Annotated in this window: 19 protein-coding genes; 16 read left to right on the top strand and 3 right to left on the bottom strand. The window is 59.6% G+C overall.

Going from position 1 to position 15,600, the window contains the following annotated elements:
- The first annotated feature begins 211 nt into the window (after positions 1 to 211).
- Positions 212 to 592: a reverse transcriptase-like protein gene (locus BGP00_RS15400; RefSeq protein WP_292690935.1), complete on the top strand. Its 381-nt coding sequence runs from the start codon at positions 212 to 214 to the stop codon at positions 590 to 592.
- A gap of 1 nt (position 593) precedes the next feature.
- On the opposite strand, the gene BGP00_RS15395 is transcribed toward BGP00_RS15400, so the two are convergent.
- Positions 594 to 1,343: a sulfite exporter TauE/SafE family protein gene (locus BGP00_RS15395; protein WP_290008856.1), complete on the bottom strand. Its 750-nt coding sequence runs from the start codon at positions 1,341 to 1,343 to the stop codon at positions 594 to 596.
- Positions 1,344 to 1,463: 120 nt separating this feature from the next.
- Here BGP00_RS15395 and BGP00_RS15390 point away from each other — a divergent pair, with 120 nt between their 5' ends.
- Positions 1,464 to 2,219 (top strand): sterol desaturase family protein, encoded by a 756-nt coding sequence (locus BGP00_RS15390; protein ID WP_292690938.1) that lies wholly within the window; start codon positions 1,464 to 1,466, stop codon positions 2,217 to 2,219.
- Between the two features lie 26 nt (positions 2,220 to 2,245).
- Here the strand turns inward: BGP00_RS15390 and BGP00_RS15385 are convergent, their stop codons facing one another.
- Both BGP00_RS15385 and BGP00_RS15380 read right to left on the bottom strand, forming a co-directional pair.
- Positions 2,246 to 3,226, bottom strand: a complete 981-nt coding sequence (locus BGP00_RS15385) for a hypothetical protein (RefSeq protein WP_292690940.1) — start codon at positions 3,224 to 3,226, stop codon at positions 2,246 to 2,248.
- Positions 3,227 to 3,462: 236 nt separating this feature from the next.
- A complete protein-coding gene (locus BGP00_RS15380; RefSeq protein ID WP_292690942.1) occupies positions 3,463 to 4,995 on the bottom strand; it encodes a reverse transcriptase domain-containing protein in 1,533 nt (510 codons plus the stop codon).
- Between the two features lie 399 nt (positions 4,996 to 5,394).
- On the opposite strand from BGP00_RS15380, the gene BGP00_RS15375 reads away from it, so the two are divergent.
- From BGP00_RS15375 to rpsC, 14 genes are all read left to right on the top strand, one after another.
- On the top strand, positions 5,395 to 5,793 hold the full coding sequence (locus BGP00_RS15375) for a hypothetical protein (protein ID WP_292690944.1): 399 nt from the start codon (positions 5,395 to 5,397) through the stop codon (positions 5,791 to 5,793).
- 223 nt (positions 5,794 to 6,016) lie between these two features.
- Positions 6,017 to 6,169, top strand: a complete 153-nt coding sequence (locus tag BGP00_RS15370; protein WP_168603836.1) for a hypothetical protein — start codon at positions 6,017 to 6,019, stop codon at positions 6,167 to 6,169.
- Between the two features lie 439 nt (positions 6,170 to 6,608).
- Positions 6,609 to 6,980: a 30S ribosomal protein S12 gene (gene rpsL, locus BGP00_RS15365; RefSeq protein ID WP_168603835.1), complete on the top strand. Its 372-nt coding sequence runs from the start codon at positions 6,609 to 6,611 to the stop codon at positions 6,978 to 6,980.
- Positions 6,981 to 7,029: 49 nt separating this feature from the next.
- Positions 7,030 to 7,500: a 30S ribosomal protein S7 gene (rpsG, locus tag BGP00_RS15360; protein WP_168603834.1), complete on the top strand. Its 471-nt coding sequence runs from the start codon at positions 7,030 to 7,032 to the stop codon at positions 7,498 to 7,500.
- A 101-nt stretch (positions 7,501 to 7,601) separates the two neighbouring features.
- Positions 7,602 to 9,674, top strand: a complete 2,073-nt coding sequence (fusA, locus tag BGP00_RS15355; protein ID WP_168603833.1) for an elongation factor G — start codon at positions 7,602 to 7,604, stop codon at positions 9,672 to 9,674.
- A gap of 149 nt (positions 9,675 to 9,823) precedes the next feature.
- Complete coding sequence (gene tuf, locus BGP00_RS15350; protein ID WP_168603832.1) at positions 9,824 to 11,014, top strand: elongation factor Tu; 1,191 nt, start codon at positions 9,824 to 9,826, stop codon at positions 11,012 to 11,014.
- A gap of 122 nt (positions 11,015 to 11,136) precedes the next feature.
- Positions 11,137 to 11,448, top strand: a complete 312-nt coding sequence (gene rpsJ / locus BGP00_RS15345) for a 30S ribosomal protein S10 (protein ID WP_091146544.1) — start codon at positions 11,137 to 11,139, stop codon at positions 11,446 to 11,448.
- Between the two features lie 275 nt (positions 11,449 to 11,723).
- Positions 11,724 to 12,449 (top strand): 50S ribosomal protein L3, encoded by a 726-nt coding sequence (rplC, locus tag BGP00_RS15340; RefSeq protein ID WP_168603831.1) that lies wholly within the window; start codon positions 11,724 to 11,726, stop codon positions 12,447 to 12,449.
- A gap of 3 nt (positions 12,450 to 12,452) precedes the next feature.
- Positions 12,453 to 13,082 carry a 50S ribosomal protein L4 gene (gene rplD, locus BGP00_RS15335; RefSeq protein ID WP_273616994.1) on the top strand — a complete coding sequence of 210 codons (630 nt, stop codon included), beginning with the start codon at positions 12,453 to 12,455 and terminating at the stop codon, positions 13,080 to 13,082.
- Positions 13,075 to 13,380 (top strand): 50S ribosomal protein L23, encoded by a 306-nt coding sequence (locus BGP00_RS15330; protein ID WP_168603829.1) that lies wholly within the window; start codon positions 13,075 to 13,077, stop codon positions 13,378 to 13,380. The genes rplD and BGP00_RS15330 overlap by 8 nt, the downstream gene beginning before the upstream one ends.
- A 12-nt stretch (positions 13,381 to 13,392) precedes the next feature.
- Positions 13,393 to 14,229, top strand: coding sequence for a 50S ribosomal protein L2 (gene rplB, locus BGP00_RS15325; RefSeq protein WP_168603828.1), 837 nt, complete (start codon positions 13,393 to 13,395; stop codon positions 14,227 to 14,229).
- Positions 14,230 to 14,235: 6 nt separating this feature from the next.
- Positions 14,236 to 14,514, top strand: a complete 279-nt coding sequence (gene rpsS, locus BGP00_RS15320) for a 30S ribosomal protein S19 (protein WP_168603827.1) — start codon at positions 14,236 to 14,238, stop codon at positions 14,512 to 14,514.
- Entirely contained in the window at positions 14,514 to 14,891 is a 378-nt protein-coding gene (rplV, locus tag BGP00_RS15315) for a 50S ribosomal protein L22 (protein WP_172342600.1), read from the top strand. Before rpsS ends, rplV begins: the two co-directional genes overlap by 1 nt.
- 3 nt (positions 14,892 to 14,894) lie before the next feature.
- The gene (rpsC, locus tag BGP00_RS15310; RefSeq protein ID WP_168603825.1) at positions 14,895 to 15,590 is read left to right on the top strand and encodes a 30S ribosomal protein S3; all 696 of its coding nucleotides are present in this window, start codon (positions 14,895 to 14,897) and stop codon (positions 15,588 to 15,590) included.
- The last annotated feature ends 10 nt before the right edge of the window (positions 15,591 to 15,600 follow it).

Here is a 15,600-nt window from a genome sequence, read left to right as displayed (position 1 = left end):
CGGGGGCCTTTGCAATCCCATTATTGTCTTTGTTGCGCTAGACAGGCGAGGCGGGGCTTATAGTTTTAAAGCCTGCGGCGCCTTTTAGCGCTTGATCGCCGCGCCGCAGGCTTTTGAAACCCTCGTCTTTTGGCGCCATATTGCCAAGCATACACTACCCCATTAACGGGATTGCAAAGGGACGAGTCCCTTTGCCCGCCGGAGGCACATTTTGGCCCACCCCCGCATAAAGATCTTCTTCGACGGCGGCTGCCGCCCCAACCCCGGCCCTATCGAAGCGGCCGTGGTTATCAAGGGCGAGGTCCACTGGTTCGACCTTGGCCATGGCAACAATCAGGATGCCGAATGGCTGGCGCTGATCGAGGCGGTGAAGCTGTCGCAGACGCTGGGGTTGGAGCATGTCGAGCTGATCGGCGATGCGCTGGAAGTGGTGGATCACGCCAACCGGGCGATGCGCAACAGCGCGGGCGAGCAGGGCCATGCCGCCATCTTCGCCGCGCTTGTCGAAAACCTCCGCCCGGCCCGCATCCGCTGGATCAAGCGTCAGCAGAACCTTGCCGGCATCGCGCTGGCCTCACGGCATCCTCGATGATTCAGCCAATCCCGTCCCACATCAGTTTGAGACCCACCACGATCATCATCGCATAGATGATCCGATAGAACCGCGCCGCATCCACCCGCCGCACCACCCAGACCCCCGCCCATGTGCTGAGCAGCGCCAGCGGCATCAGCACCGCCGAATGCACCAGATTGGCCCGCGTGAACTGCCCCAGCGCCATATAGGCAGGCACCTTGATCCAGTTCATATAGGCAAAGGCGATGGCGGTCGTGCCCACCAGCACATCGCGCTCCAGTCTTTTGGGCAGCACGTACATCTGAAACGGCGGCGCGCCCGCATGGGCGATATGGCTGACAAAGCCGGAAAATGTGCCGAACAGCACGCCCACCCAGCCCGGCGAATTGGAGGGCAGGGCGGTCCTTCCGCCGCGCTCGTTCCACATGCGCTGCACCCCGAACAACAGCGACACCACGCCTACCGCCAGCAACACCGCCTTCTCGCTGACGCTGCGCGAAAACAGCCAGCCCAGCGCCACGCCGATGGTCATCCCCGGCATCATCACCTTCAGCACCGCCCCCGACCAATGCCGCCGGAACGACCACACGCTGACCGCATCCTGCACGATCAGGATGGGCAGCATCACCGCCGCGCTCTCCACCGGCGCATTGGCCAGCACCATGATCGGCATCGCCAGCCCTCCCAGGCCCGCAAAGCCCCCCTTGGCCATGCCCGACACCACCACGGCCAGCACCGCGCAGACAATCGCCATCGGTGTGTCGAGCATGGGGGAAACCTTTCATCCGGGGGGAAACCGATAATCGCATCAGAGCGATAGAGGCACCCGCCCGTCAAATCCAGCCACCTTTCAACACCATCTTAACCGCCACGCCGCTAGATACCCCCTATGACCCTGCTGCTCAGTTTCGTGCCGGAATTTCTGGTGATCGCCGCCCTGCTGCTGGTCGAGCGGGCAGGGCCGCGCACCGACTGGTGGCGCAATCTTCAGATCTGGGCGCTGCAACTGGCCGTGGCGCTGACCATCCTGCCCCTGCTGCGCGGCTGGGTCGGCCCGGCGCTGATCGAGGGCGCACACCTGCCTTTCTGGCTGGGCTTCATCCTTTTTCTGCTGCTCAAGGATCTGGCCGAATTTGTCTTTCATCTGGCCCAGCACCGCATTCCCTTTCTCTGGGCCATGCATTCGCTGCACCATTCCGACCCCGAAATGGCGGTCTTGACCACCCAGCGCCATTTCTGGGGTGATCAATTGATCAAACAGGTGACGGTCTGGTCGGTGGTGCTGATGATCCTATCGCCCACGCCCGCCATCGCCTTTGCCTATGGCATGGCTTCCCTGTGGAATCTGTTTGCCCATCTGGATGCGCGGATCGACTTTGGCCGCTGGTCCTGGCTGCTCAACAGCCCGGCCTATCACCGCCGCCACCATTCGCGCCTGCCCGAACATTATGACACCAATTTCGCCGCGATCTTTCCCATTTTCGATGTCATCTGCGGCACCTACCGACGCCCCGACGGCTATCCGCCCACCGGCATGGAGCGCCAACCCGAAAACCTGTGGCAGGCCGCCATCTGGCCGCTGATCTGGGACCGCCCGCAGCCCGCACCCACCCCGACCAGCACCACGCCCGGCACCGCCCCATAGAGCCACCCGGCCCGGCAAGGCGATCCCTAACCCGGCACTTCGCCGCGCGCCCTCGGCCCGATCCGGCCATCGTCCATAGCATCGCCCAACCGGCGGGCCACCTCCTCGTCCAGCGTAAAGGGCGGGGGCCGCCGCACGCGCATCAACCGCGCCTCCTCGCGCGCATAGCGGTGATACCGCGCCAGCCCCAACGCCTCGTCCCCCTCGCGCAGCAAGTCGGGCAAATGGCGAATGCCCGCCCGATCCATCGCCCCGGCGCCCGCCTCCTCGACAGCCTCCCCCGCTTCATCGGCGGGCGCCGCATCCTCCTGCGCCGCCTCCGCCTCACCCATATCCTCCCCTTGCGCATCCTCATCGCATGGCGCCGCCTGCGCCGCGATCCAGCGCTCGCGCATCCGCTCCAGCTTCATGTTGATGCTCTCAAGGATCTCCTCGGCCTCGCGCTCCTCCTCGATGGCCCGCGCCCGCTCCTCCGCCGCGCTCAATGGCCGCTCGCCCCCGCGCGCGCCATAGGCGTCATACCGATCCCGCCGCCGATTGCGCAAAAGAAACATCAGCAAAGGCGTGTCATACCGCCGCCAACTGGCCACCACCTCGCCATGCCGGACGATAAACCGCTCCTCGCCCGCAATCGCCCGCTCCAGCGCGCAATCCTCCAGCCGCGCCATGCCGCGATCCACCGCCTCCTCCCACGCGGCGGCAAATCCCTCCGCCCCCGGCGCATTGCGGATCTTGTACAAAGCCTCCAAACTCGCCCCGATCACCCGCGCCGCCTGCGTCACAATCCCGCTCGCCGCCAAGGCCGCAATAAACGCCCGCTGCCGATCCGGCGTGATCGAATTGCTCCGCGGCTGCTTGTGAATATAAGGTGCAAACCCCAGCAAAGGATCACCCTCCACCGGCGCCTCCCCCCGAAACGCCACCCGACTGGTCCGACGGCCCGGCCGCACACTGTCGCAATGCACCGCCCCGCGCGCCTCTGCCCCGCGCCCCTCCACCTTACCCATCGCCAACCTCCATCCACCAAGCCCAACCCACCCCCTCCGCCAAGCAAAGGGGAAGAGCGGTCTAACAAAGGGCAGGGGGTGTAGGAAAGAACGTTATGGGAACATTGCGGTGTGGTGGTCGGAGAGGGGGGGAAGGGATCGCTGCGCGATGGTTTTAAGGGATTAAGGGTGCCTCCGGCGGGCAAAGGGCGGGGGCCCTTTGCAATCCCTATATTGGGAGTGCTGGAGTGGTTATATTAATTCGAATATTGATAGCCATATTTGGGAGGGCGCACGTCTTTTAAACCAAAAGTATAATAATATTTTCTTGCGGCTCTCCATCCTCTGCGGAAACTGGGTATCCGAAAATCTGGCTTGTCTTCGCCATCCCAACAACTGGAGTCGATCCAATTTCCTTTTATCAAGTCTATATTACTAGGAGATATGCTAGAATAACCAAATTTTTTTATCAGGATCGCATTTCTTTTTCTTGTCGCTTGCCTGAGTGAGTTGACCAGCCAACCATCAAGTGAACGTAGCGTATCTTGATCATCAAGAAGAGCGTAAAAGCTCATTAAGCCTCTCATCTTTTTTAGTTTTTTGCCATCAAACATCATCGATGACAATTCACTCTCTGAAAGGCCACCATATAAATAATTTCTAATTTCCATGATCAAGCCAAGAAAATCCCAATCAAATTTATTTGCAGCGCTAAATCTCTTGGGATTGTATTGGAATTTATCTCCATAATGGAAAAGGTAAAGATGTATTAATCTTGATATCCTCCTTTTTATTCTTAAAACGCTAGAATCAGAAAGAGACAATCCAGAATTTTTAAAGCTATATCCTAAATACTCTATGCTTTTTGCGGTTCGTATTTCACCATCTTTTTCGGCTATTAGAGTTATTCCTGGCGATTTATTCGTATTTATTTTTATTCCTGTCTCACGGCAATGCTGCGCAAAGCAACTTTCGATAGCAACTGCACTTTCGTAGCTGTTGCATACGGCTGTCACGTCATCAGCAAAACGGACAAACTTCCCTGGCATGCGCTCTAGTCGAACGTCCAGTTGGTGATTTGCGAGATTGGCAAGGAGTAAGGATATGGAAGACCCTTGTGGTGTTCCTATTCGCCTAGTCATAAAGGATCCGGCGGCATGCCCTTCTTTGCTTGCATACTTATGAAACATAAATGCGCGAACAGCTTTTTTTTCAACTTCTGTTGAAACAATCATTTCTCTGTTATCAAGAAGATTCTTGATATACTTACTGGGAATTGATTCGAAGTATTTTTCGAAATCTATTTTAACCGAGTAAACTTTATCGGTTGATACAATGTAGCCCCTTAAATCTAAGATGGCGTCAAAAATGTTCCTCTGAGGGTGATATGCGAAGGAATGCGGAGAAAATCTTTTCAGATTCCGTTCTCGAATTCTTCTCATAAGCACATTCGCAAGTGCTGTGTCCGGAATAGAAAACGCCATAATGTCGCGCTTTCCGCCACCAGTTTTATCGATCTGAAAGTGTTGGGCAGGCTTTGGGCGATATTCCTGGATAAGAACCTTATGCCAAAGTGTTTTTGCCAAGAAATTTGCATTTCTTTTGCAATATACCGGATCGAAATGACGATTGATATATTCCACTGGTTTTTTTTCCGGTTCTTTCGGTGGCTCACCGGTGCGCCGAGCAATTCGGGATCGATGCTCAAGCTTCACTTTTTTCTTGGAAGATTGTTTTGCAAATATGCGATCGCAAATGATTTTTATTTCGCGTTTGATCTCAGTTTGCATAAATGCCCTGCATTATTTCGGCGAGATCAGAGAAGAAATGGCCACTCCTGCATTTCTGCATCGGTGTACTCAATTGCGAAACTTTACCTAACGGCAGAATTTCACGCTCAAGGCATTGGAGGCCTGTAACCTCCAGTTATCTTTGATCTCGCCTCGGCTACTACGCCACTAAATATGGTTAAATCACGTCATGTTAGTTGTTGTCAACAGAGTTCCGTGATTTTCGTTGTGAAGCCACAAAACTAGTAACAGGATTGCAAAGGGTCGAGACCCTTTGCCCGCCGGAGGCATCCCCCCCCCCAATGCGACGAACCGCTCAACGTCTCACCGCATCCCGCTTGCTCGATGCCCGCCGCGCCAGATATTCCCGTTCCCATCGGGTTTCAGGGAATAACAATCATGAAGGCATATCTGGCGGGATTGGCGATGATGGCGGCGGCGTTGGCGCCGGGGGCGGCTCTGGCGGATGATCCGCGTGATCCGGCGATGCGCAGTGCTGCGGCGCGGGCGCGGGACAAGGCGGAGATCCAGTGGCTGAACCGCAACCAGCTTGCCTATGTGCGCAAACGCGATGCCGGTTATGCCAAGGACTGGGCGGCCTATCGCGAGGCGCAAGGGCAGGGGCAGGCGCGCGGCGGCTCTGATTATGAAGAGACCTCTTATGATGCGGGCTATGGCGCGCGGCGCGACGCTGCCGATTATGCGCAAAGCCGCCGCGACTATGAGCGCGACCTTGCCGAATGGCGCTATGCGGCGGGCCAGTGCCGCGCGGGCAATTACGCCTATTGCGCCCGCTAAAGGCGCCGCAGGCCTTACAACAACATAGCCTCCGGGCATTCCGCCGCCCACATGGCGCAACGCGGACAGTAAAGGGATTGCAAAGGGTCGAGACCCTTTGCCCGCCGGAGGCCTGAACAACCCCGCCGGAGGTAAATCCCTCCGGCCGAAATCCTTTGCTCCCATAAATCGCTACCCGCGGGCCGCCCCATGCCCTAAGGCCGGTGGGCATTAAGGAGGCATCATGGCGGATCTGTATTTGAAAGCGCTGGAATCCGAGCGCAAGAAGCTGTGGGCCACGTGCCGCCTGAAGGGCTTGGCGCGGGACACGCCGGAGCGGCAGCGCATTGCCGAACTGGACGAACTGCTGCGCGCGCATAAGGCGAAATCGGCCTGAACGGTCCGGGGCGGGGCGGTTGGCGGGGTTCGCGCCCCGCCATCCTTGACCTGCGCGGCGAATGGGCGTAGGGCGCCCCAATTCTTGCGGGGTTTGGCTTGTTCAAACCTCGGCATAAGAGAGCTGAACATTGCCGGTGCGTGCCGGGTTTTGCGGGGTATCTCGCTGAAATCCTGGTGTAATCCGTCAAAGTAACCCGGCGCCTTTGGGCTGGGTGGAGCGTTTCGGTTCGTTTTTGCGTGGCCCGGCGTCTGTCGTCGGGCGATTCGCGATGGCGGTCTGTTTCCTTCATCCATGCATTGGCGCCAGATGGTCATGCGGCCTTTCCGGCCAATTGGCTTGTTCGCACCGGAAGAGGCGCTGCTGCAAGAGCGGCGCATTCGGAAGGGCGCTTTTGTGGCGGCGTATCGCCGTCACGCAAACAAGGTGAAGAGATTCAATGCCTACTATCAACCAGCTGATCCGCCACGGGCGCGAGCCGCAGAAGGCCAAGAGCAAGGTTCCCGCTCTTGAGCAGAACCCCCAGAAGCGCGGCGTCTGCACCCGCGTGTACACCACGACCCCGAAGAAGCCGAACTCGGCTCTTCGCAAGGTGGCCAAGATCCGTCTGACCAACGGCCGCGAAGTCATTTCGTACATCCCGGGTGAAGGCCACAACCTTCAGGAGCACTCGGTTGCTCTGATCCGCGGCGGCCGTGTGCGCGACCTTCCCGGCGTGCGTTACCACGTGCTGCGCGGCGTGCTCGACACGCAGGGCGTGAAGAACCGCAAGCAGAGCCGTTCGAAGTACGGCGCCAAGCGTCCGAAGTAAGACCTTCCGGTCTTTCTCGTCGGTCTTACAGATTTAAGGAATACAAGCGATGTCACGTCGTCGTCGTCCCGAAAAGCGGGAAATCCTGCCTGATCCCGTCCATGGCGATCAGGTCCTTTCGAAGTTCATGAACAACCTGATGCTTGACGGCAAGAAGTCGGTTGCGGAATCGATCGTGTACAGCGCGCTGAACACGATGCAGACCCGCGCCAAGGCCGATCCGGTTCAGCTGTTCCATGACGCGCTGAACAATGTGAAGCCCCAGATCGAAGTCCGCAGCCGCCGCGTCGGCGGTGCGACCTATCAGGTTCCGGTCGAAGTGCGCCCCGAGCGCGCCCAGGCTCTGGCGATCCGCTGGCTGATCACGGCCGCCCGCAACCGCAGCGAAACCACCATGTCGGCCCGCCTGTCGGGCGAGCTGCTGGACGCTGCGAACAACCGCGGCAGCGCGGTCAAGAAGCGCGAAGACACGCACCGCATGGCGGATGCGAACCGCGCCTTCTCGCACTACCGCTGGTAAAGGCTTTGGGGCGGGGCCGTTTTGGCGGCTCCGTCACAGGTTTGTCACTATTCCGAACCTAAGGGCGGGGATTGTCTCCTCCCGAACCCAAGGAAAACCCCATGGCACGCAGCCATCCGCTCGAGAAATACCGCAACATCGGTATTATGGCGCATATTGACGCCGGTAAGACCACCACCACCGAGCGTATCCTTTATTACACCGGCAAGTCCTACAAGATCGGCGAAGTCCATGACGGCGCCGCGACGATGGACTGGATGGAACAGGAACAGGAACGCGGCATCACGATCACGTCGGCCGCGACGACCTGCTTCTGGAACGACCACCGCATCAACATCATCGACACCCCCGGCCACGTCGACTTCACCATCGAAGTCGAACGTTCGCTGCGCGTGCTCGACGGTGCGGTTGCGTGCTTCGACGGCGTTGCCGGCGTGGAGCCGCAGTCGGAAACCGTGTGGCGTCAGGCCGACAAGTACGGCGTGCCCCGGATGTGCTTTATCAATAAGTTGGATCGCACTGGCGCCAACTTCAAGTACTGCGTGCAGTCGATCATCGACCGCCTGGGTGCGAAGCCGGCCGTGCTGTATATTCCGATCGGTCTCGAAGCCGATCTGAAGGGGCTGGTCGATCTGGTCCATAACCGCGCGATCATCTGGAAGGATGAATCGCTGGGCGCCGAATTCTTCTACGAAGAAATCCCGGCCGACCTGGCCGACGAAGCCGCCGAATACCGCGCCAATCTCATCGAGCTTGCCGTTGAGCAGGACGATGATGCGATGGAAGCGTATCTGGAAGGCAACGAGCCCGACGTCGACACGCTCAAGAAGCTGATCCGCAAGGGTACGCTGAACCAGTCGTTCGTTCCCGTCTGCTGCGGTTCGGCGTTCAAGAACAAGGGCGTCCAGCCTCTGCTCGACGCCGTGGTCGACTATCTGCCTTCGCCGCTCGACATTCCTGACGTCCAGGGCGTCAAGATGGACAGCGACGAGAAGGATAGCCGTCCCCCCGCCGACGACGCGCCGTTCTCGGCTCTGGCCTTCAAGGTCATGAACGATCCCTTCGTGGGCTCGCTCACCTTCATCCGCATCTATTCGGGTACGCTCACCAAGGGCACCTACCTGAACTCGGTGAAGGACAAGAAGGAAAAGGTCGGTCGTATGCTGGAAATGCATGCGAACGAGCGTAAGGACATTGACGAAGCCTTTGCGGGCGACATCATTGCTCTGGCCGGCATGAAGGAAACGACGACCGGTGATACGCTGTGCGCCGAACGTCAGCCGATCGTGCTGGAACGCATGGAATTCCCCGAGCCGGTGATCGAACTGTCGGTAGAACCCAAGACCAAGGCTGACCAGGAAAAGATGGGCGTTGCGCTCAATCGTCTGTCGGCCGAGGATCCCTCGTTCCGCGTGTCGACCGATCACGAATCGGGCCAGACCATCATCAAGGGCATGGGCGAACTTCACCTGGACATCATCGTCGACCGTATGCGTCGCGAGTTCAAGGTCGAAGCCAACGTCGGCGCTCCGCAGGTGGCCTATCGCGAATATCTGGCCAAGCCGGTCGACATCGACTTCACCCACAAGAAGCAGTCGGGTGGTACGGGTCAGTTCGGTCGCGTGAAGGTCAAGGTTTCGCCGGGTGAACGCGGCAGCGGCATCACCTTCAAGGACGAAATCAAGGGCGGTAATATTCCCAAGGAATATATCCCCGCCATTGAAAAGGGTTTCCGTGAAACGGCCGCCACCGGCTCGCTCATCGGCTTCCCGATCATCGACTTTGAAATCGTGCTGTATGACGGCGCCTACCACGACGTCGACTCGTCGGCTCTGGCGTTCGAAATCTGTGCCCGCGGCGCCATGCGCGAAGTGGCCCAGAAGTCCGGTATCAAGGTGCTGGAACCGATCATGAAGGTCGAAGTCGTCACCCCTGAGGAATTCATGGGCGACGTCATTGGCGACATCAACAGCCGCCGTGGTCAGATCCAGGGCACCGACAGCCGCGGCAACGCACAGGTTGTCGAGGCCATGGTGCCGCTGGCCAACATGTTCGGTTACGTGAACCAGCTGCGTTCGTTTACCCAGGGCCGTGCCCAGTACTCGATGCAGTTCTCGCACTATGACGAAGTGCCGGCGAACGTTGCCACCGAGCTGAAGGCCAAGATGGCCTGAGGTTAAGTTGAATACTGTCGGGGCTGGCGTGCAACATGCGCTTGCCAGCACCGACAGATCAGGCTAGGGGCGGCGCCTGAATTTCAGGCGAGTCTGGCAGGTGCCGTCTCGTGCAGAAATCTCATTTGAACGAAAAGAAGGTTTGAAACATGGCTAAGGCTAAGTTTGAGCGGACCAAGCCGCACTGCAACATCGGCACCATCGGTCACGTTGACCACGGCAAGACTACGCTGACCGCTGCCATCACCAAGGTGCTGGCCGAAACCGGCGGCGCGACGTTCACGGACTACGCGAACATCGACAAGGCTCCCGAAGAGCGCGAGCGCGGCATCACGATCTCGACCGCCCACGTGGAATACGAGACCGCCAACCGTCACTACGCTCACGTCGACTGCCCGGGTCACGCTGACTATGTGAAGAACATGATCACCGGTGCTGCCCAGATGGACGGCGCGATCCTGGTGGTGAACGCTGCTGACGGCCCGATGCCGCAGACCCGCGAACACATCCTGCTCGCCCGCCAGGTCGGCGTGCCGGCTCTGGTCGTGTACATGAACAAGGTCGACCAGGTTGACGACGAGGAAATCCTCGAGCTCGTCGAGCTGGAAATCCGCGAGCTGCTGTCGTCCTACGACTTCCCCGGCGATGACATCCCCGTGATCCCCGGTTCGGCTCTGGCCGCTCTTGAAGGTCGTGACGATGCCATCGGCAAGGAATCGATCTACAAGCTGATGGAAGCTGTCGACAACTACATCCCGCAGCCCCCCCGTCCGACCGACAAGCCCTTCCTGATGCCCGTCGAAGACGTGTTCTCGATCTCGGGCCGTGGTACGGTTGTGACCGGCCGCGTCGAAACCGGCATCATCAAGGTTGGTGAAGAAGTCGAAATCGTTGGTCTGAAGGCCACCGCCAAGACCACCGTGACCGGCGTGGAAATGTTCCGCAAGCTGCTCGACCAGGGTGAAGCCGGCGACAACATCGGCGCTCTGTGCCGCGGCATCAAGCGTGAAGACGTTGAGCGCGGTCAGGTTCTGGCCAAGCCCGGCACCTGCACCCCGCACACCAACTTCGAATCGGAAGTTTACGTGCTGTCGAAGGACGAAGGTGGCCGTCATACGCCGTTCTTCGCCAACTATCGTCCGCAGTTCTACTTCCGCACCACCGACGTGACCGGCTCGGTCACGCTGCCCGAGGGCACCGAAATGGTGATGCCCGGCGACAACGTGAAGCTCCAGGTTGAGCTGATCGCGCCGATCGCCATGGACGAGGGTCTCCGCTTCGCTATCCGCGAAGGCGGCCGCACCGTCGGTTCGGGGGTTGTCGCGAAGATCACGAAGTAATATAGGCCGCGCAGCCCGGAGGTGATTCGTCGCTTCCGGGCTCCGGTTTTCAAGGGTCGCCCTTTGCTGTAGCAGCGAAGGGCACTCTTTCTTTTTTGGCTCTTTCTCATCGGTAGCAGGACATGGAAGCTCAAAACATCCGCATTCGCCTGAAGGCATTCGATCATCGCGTGCTGGATCAGGCCACCGGCGAGATCGCCGACACCGCCCGTCGCACGGGCGCACTCATTCGCGGGCCCATTCCGCTGCCGACCAAGATCGAGAAGTTCTGCGTTAACCGCGGACCCCACATCGACAAGAAGTCGCGCGAGCAGTTTGAAGTTCGCACCTACAAGCGTCTGCTGGACATCGTTCAGCCCAACGCCGCGACCGTCGATGCGCTCATGAAGCTCGATCTCGCCGCAGGCGTCAACGTTGAAATCAAGCTGGCATAAAGGGATTGCGTCTGCTAAGGGCGCGACCTCTGGCCGAACTTGATTCGGCTGTTTGCCAGAAATGGTGCCTGCGCAGCTAAGCCTGCAAAGGAAAATGGGATACCTCCGGAAGTCTCGCTGGTCCTTGGATCGGCACTTGTTCCGGGCAGCGTCCCCCGTCTTGCCGAGCCTGAGATGGCCTGGCACTCGACCCGGACGGGGTCCGCTTCGTACATTGGGTTGAACACGCCTGTGGGGGATGGTCCGCTGCAGGCCTCTGTAAGGAGTAAAAGGTCATGCGCACCGGCGTGATCGCTAAGAAGGTGGGGATGACCCGCCTTTTCCAGGAAGATGGACGTCACGTTCCTGTGACTGTTCTGTCGCTGGAAGACTGCCAGGTGGTTTCGGTTCGTACCGCTGAGCGCGACGGTTATGTCGCTCTGCAGCTGGGTGCGGGCGCCGCCAAGCAAAAGAATGTCAACAAGCCGCAGCGCGAGCACTTCGCCAAGGCTGAAGTTCCGCTGAAGATGGAAGTTGCCGAATTCCGTGTGGCCGATGACGCCGTGCTGGAAGTTGGTTCGACCATCGCCGCCTCGCACTTCGTGTCGGGCCAGCTGGTTGACATCACCGGCCACACCCAGGGTAAGGGCTTCTCGGGCGCTATGAAGCGCTGGGGCTTCGGCGGTATGCGCGCCACCCATGGTGTGTCGATCTCTCACCGTGCGCATGGTTCGACGGGTAACCGTCAGGATCCGGGCCGCGTCTTCAAGAACAAGAAGATGGCCGGTCATCAGGGTGATCGTCAGCGCACCCAACAGAATCTCGAAGTTGTCCGCACCGATGATGAGCGCGGTCTGGTCTTCGTCAAGGGCTCGGTGCCCGGCGCGAAGAACGGCTGGTTGCTCGTTCGCGATTCGGTCAAGGTCGCTCGTCATGCCGACGCTCCGTATCCTGCCGCGATCAAGTCGGCTGTGGTCGATGCTGCTCCGGCTGTCGAAGCTGCCGAAGGTCAGGAGGGCTAAGTCGTGGTCAAGGTAACTCTGCAAAACCTCGACGGTTCGGCCGCTGCTGGCGAAATCGAACTGAACGATGCGGTGTTCGGCCTCGAGCCGCGCGCTGACATTCTGCACCGTGTTGTCACTTGGCAGCTGGAAAACCGTCGTGGCACCGCCCGTGGCGCTCGCGAGCGCAGCGATGTGGCCCGCACCGGCAAGAAGTTCGGCAACCAGAAGGGTGGCGGTACTGCCCGTCACGGCGACCGCAAGGCTCCGATCTTCATCGGCGGTGGTAAGGCTCATGGCCCTCGCGTCCGTGACTTCAGCCTGTCGCTGAATAAGAAGATCCGTGCGCTCGGCCTCAAGCTCGCTCTGTCCTCGAAGGTTAACAGCGGTCTGGTGGTCGTCGAGAACTTGGAACTGGCGGAAGCCAAGACCAAGGCTCTGGCTGCGACCCTCGCCAAGGCTGGCTATGCCGGCAAGGTGCTGGTGATCGACGGCGAAGCGGTGAACGAGAACTTCGCCCGCGCCGCAGGCAACATCGTCGGCGTGAACGTTCTGCCCGCCGTGGGCGCGAATGTTTACGACATCCTGAAGCATGACACGCTGGTGCTGACCCGCGCCGCTGTCGAGAAGCTGGAGGCCCGTTTCAATGGCTAAGGACAGCATCGACACGCGTCATTATGACGTGATCGTGGCGCCCCACATCACCGAAAAGACCACGTTGCTCTCCGAGAACAACGCTGTTGTCTTCAAGGTGGCTGAACGCGCGACCAAGCCTGAAATCAAGGCTGCGGTCGAGGCTCTGTTCGGCGTGAAGGTGACGGGTGTGAACACCCTGACCCAGAAGGGCAAGACCAAGCGCTGGAAGGGCAAGCCCTACAAGCGCACCGACGTCAAGAAGGCCGTTGTGACCCTGGCTGAAGGCCAGTCGATCGACGTGACCAGCGGGATCTGAGGGCGGTAGAACATGGCACTCAAGAGCTATAACCCGACCAGCCCGGCCCGTCGTGGCCTCGTCCTGGTTGACAAGAGCGCCCTGTGGAAGGGCAAGCCGGTCAAGGCGCTTACCGAAGGTAAGAGCAAGACCGGTGGTCGTAACAACAAGGGTCACGTGACCAGCCGCGGTATCGGCGGTGGCCACAAGCAGCGCTATCGTTTCATCGATTTCAAGCGCCGCAAGTGGGACCAGCCGGCAACCGTTGAGCGTCTGGAATATGACCCCAACCGCACCGCGTTCATCGCCCTCGTCAAGTACGAAGACGGTGAGCAGACCTACATCATCGCTCCCCAGCGTCTGGCCGTTGGCGACACCATTGTCGCTGGCGAAAAGACCGACGTGAAGCCCGGCAATGCCATGCTTCTGTCGCAGATCCCGGTCGGCACCATCATCCACAACGTGGAAATGAAGCCGGGCAAGGGCGGTCAGATCGCTCGTTCGGCTGGCACCTATGTGCAGGTCGTGGGCCGTGACCGTGGTCTGGTGATCGTTCGTCTGAACTCGGGCGAACAGCGCTACCTGCGTGGCGATTGCATGGGCACTGTTGGCGCCGTGTCGAACCCCGACAACGCCAACACCAACCTTGCAAAGGCCGGTCGCAACCGTTGGCTTGGCCAGCGCCCGCTTACCCGCGGCGTTGCCAAGAACCCGGTCGACCACCCGCATGGTGGTGGTGAAGGCCGTACTTCGGGCGGTCGTCATCCTGTTACGCCGTGGGGCAAGCCGACCAAGGGCGCTCGCACCCGTCATAACAAGAAGACTGACGGCATGATCATCCGCTCGCGTCACGCGAAGAAGAAGAGGTAATCGACAATGGCTCGTTCCGTCTGGAAAGGTCCTTTCGTCGACCTGCACCTGCTGAAAAAGGCCGAGGTCGCCCAGGATGCTGGCAACCGTGCCGGCCCGATCAAGACCTGGTCGCGTCGGTCGACGATCCTGCCGACGTTCGTTGGTTTGACGTTCAACGTCTACAACGGGCATAAGTTCATCCCCGTGTCCGTGAATGAGGACATGGTCGGCCACAAGCTGGGCGAATTCGCGCCGACGCGCACGTTCCCCGGTCACGCCGCTGACAAGAAGGGCAAGCGCTGATGAGCAAGCCTAAAGCTCCCCGTCGCGTTGGCGACAACGAAGCCCTGTCGGTCGGTACGCAGATCCGCGGCTCGGCTCAGAAGCTCAATCTGGTTGCGGCGCTTATCCGCAACCAGAAGGCTGAAGATGCGCTGAACATCCTGACCTTCTCTAAGAAGGCCATGGCGGTTGACGCTCGCAAGGTGCTGGCTTCGGCCATCGCCAACGCTGAAAACAACCACAACCTCGACGTGGACAGCCTCGTCGTGGTTGAGGCTTCGGTCGGCAAGTCGATCACGATGAAGCGCTTTCACACCCGCGGTCGTGGCAAGTCCACCCGCATCCTGAAGCCCTTCAGCCGTCTGCGCATTGTGGTGCGCGAAGTTCAGGAGGCTTGATCCATGGGTCATAAGAGCAACCCTATCGGTCTGCGCCTGCAGATCAACCGCACCTGGGACAGCCGCTGGTATGCGGAAGGTCGCAGCTACGGCAAGCTTCTTGAGGAAGACCTCAAGATGCGCAAGTTCATCTTCAAGACGCTGCCCCAGGCTGCGATCTCGAAGGTGGTGATCGAGCGTCCCGCCAAGGTGTGCCGTGTGTCGATTTTCGCTGCCCGTCCGGGCGTGATCATTGGCAAGAAGGGTGCAGACATTGAAAAGCTGCGCCTTCAGCTCGCCAAGTTCACCGGCAGCGACGTCAAGCTGAACATCGTTGAAATCCGCAAGCCGGAAATCGACTCGAAGCTTGTCGCTCAGGGCATCGCCGATCAGCTGATCCGCCGTGTTGCCTTCCGTCGCGCCATGAAGCGCGCCGTTCAGTCCGCGCTGCGTCTTGGTGCTGAAGGCATCAAGATCACCTGCTCGGGCCGTCTGGGTGGCGCCGAAATCGCGCGTATCGAATGGTACCGCGAAGGCCGCGTTCCGCTGCACACCCTGCGTGCGAACATCGACTATGCCGAAGCCGAGGCGCTCACCGCCTATGGTATCATCGGCATCAAGGTGTGGATCTTCAAGGGCGAAATCCTTGGGCACGATCCGATGGCGCAGGACCGTCTCATGATGGAGGCCCAGACCTCCGGCGTGCGTCCTGCACGTTGAGGTTGAGGTA

This window comes from Novosphingobium sp. 63-713 (assembly GCF_001898925.1).
Lineage (GTDB): Bacteria > Pseudomonadota > Alphaproteobacteria > Sphingomonadales > Sphingomonadaceae > Novosphingobium.
Note: the sequence above shows the minus strand (reverse complement) of the source record. Positions and strands in the feature narration are given on the sequence as shown.

Excerpts from the sequence above, each read along its gene's own strand:
- rpsG (WP_168603834.1), top strand. The coding sequence starts at position 7,030 with ATGTCACGTCGTCGTCGTCCCGAAAAGCGGGAAATCCTGCCTGATCCC.
- BGP00_RS15375 (WP_292690944.1), top strand. The coding sequence starts at position 5,395 with ATGAAGGCATATCTGGCGGGATTGGCGATGATGGCGGCGGCGTTGGCG.
- tuf (WP_168603832.1), top strand. The coding sequence starts at position 9,824 with ATGGCTAAGGCTAAGTTTGAGCGGACCAAGCCGCACTGCAACATCGGC.
- BGP00_RS15330 (WP_168603829.1), top strand. The coding sequence starts at position 13,075 with ATGGCTAAGGACAGCATCGACACGCGTCATTATGACGTGATCGTGGCG.
- rplV (WP_172342600.1), top strand. The coding sequence starts at position 14,514 with ATGAGCAAGCCTAAAGCTCCCCGTCGCGTTGGCGACAACGAAGCCCTG.
- rpsC (WP_168603825.1), top strand. The coding sequence starts at position 14,895 with ATGGGTCATAAGAGCAACCCTATCGGTCTGCGCCTGCAGATCAACCGC.
- rplC (WP_168603831.1), top strand. The coding sequence starts at position 11,724 with ATGCGCACCGGCGTGATCGCTAAGAAGGTGGGGATGACCCGCCTTTTC.
- BGP00_RS15395 (WP_290008856.1), bottom strand. The coding sequence starts at position 1,343 with ATGCTCGACACACCGATGGCGATTGTCTGCGCGGTGCTGGCCGTGGTG.
- fusA (WP_168603833.1), top strand. The coding sequence starts at position 7,602 with ATGGCACGCAGCCATCCGCTCGAGAAATACCGCAACATCGGTATTATG.
- BGP00_RS15380 (WP_292690942.1), bottom strand. The coding sequence starts at position 4,995 with ATGCAAACTGAGATCAAACGCGAAATAAAAATCATTTGCGATCGCATA.
- BGP00_RS15370 (WP_168603836.1), top strand. The coding sequence starts at position 6,017 with ATGGCGGATCTGTATTTGAAAGCGCTGGAATCCGAGCGCAAGAAGCTG.
- BGP00_RS15390 (WP_292690938.1), top strand. The coding sequence starts at position 1,464 with ATGACCCTGCTGCTCAGTTTCGTGCCGGAATTTCTGGTGATCGCCGCC.
- rpsS (WP_168603827.1), top strand. The coding sequence starts at position 14,236 with ATGGCTCGTTCCGTCTGGAAAGGTCCTTTCGTCGACCTGCACCTGCTG.
- rpsL (WP_168603835.1), top strand. The coding sequence starts at position 6,609 with ATGCCTACTATCAACCAGCTGATCCGCCACGGGCGCGAGCCGCAGAAG.
- BGP00_RS15385 (WP_292690940.1), bottom strand. The coding sequence starts at position 3,226 with ATGGGTAAGGTGGAGGGGCGCGGGGCAGAGGCGCGCGGGGCGGTGCAT.
- rplB (WP_168603828.1), top strand. The coding sequence starts at position 13,393 with ATGGCACTCAAGAGCTATAACCCGACCAGCCCGGCCCGTCGTGGCCTC.
- rpsJ (WP_091146544.1), top strand. The coding sequence starts at position 11,137 with ATGGAAGCTCAAAACATCCGCATTCGCCTGAAGGCATTCGATCATCGC.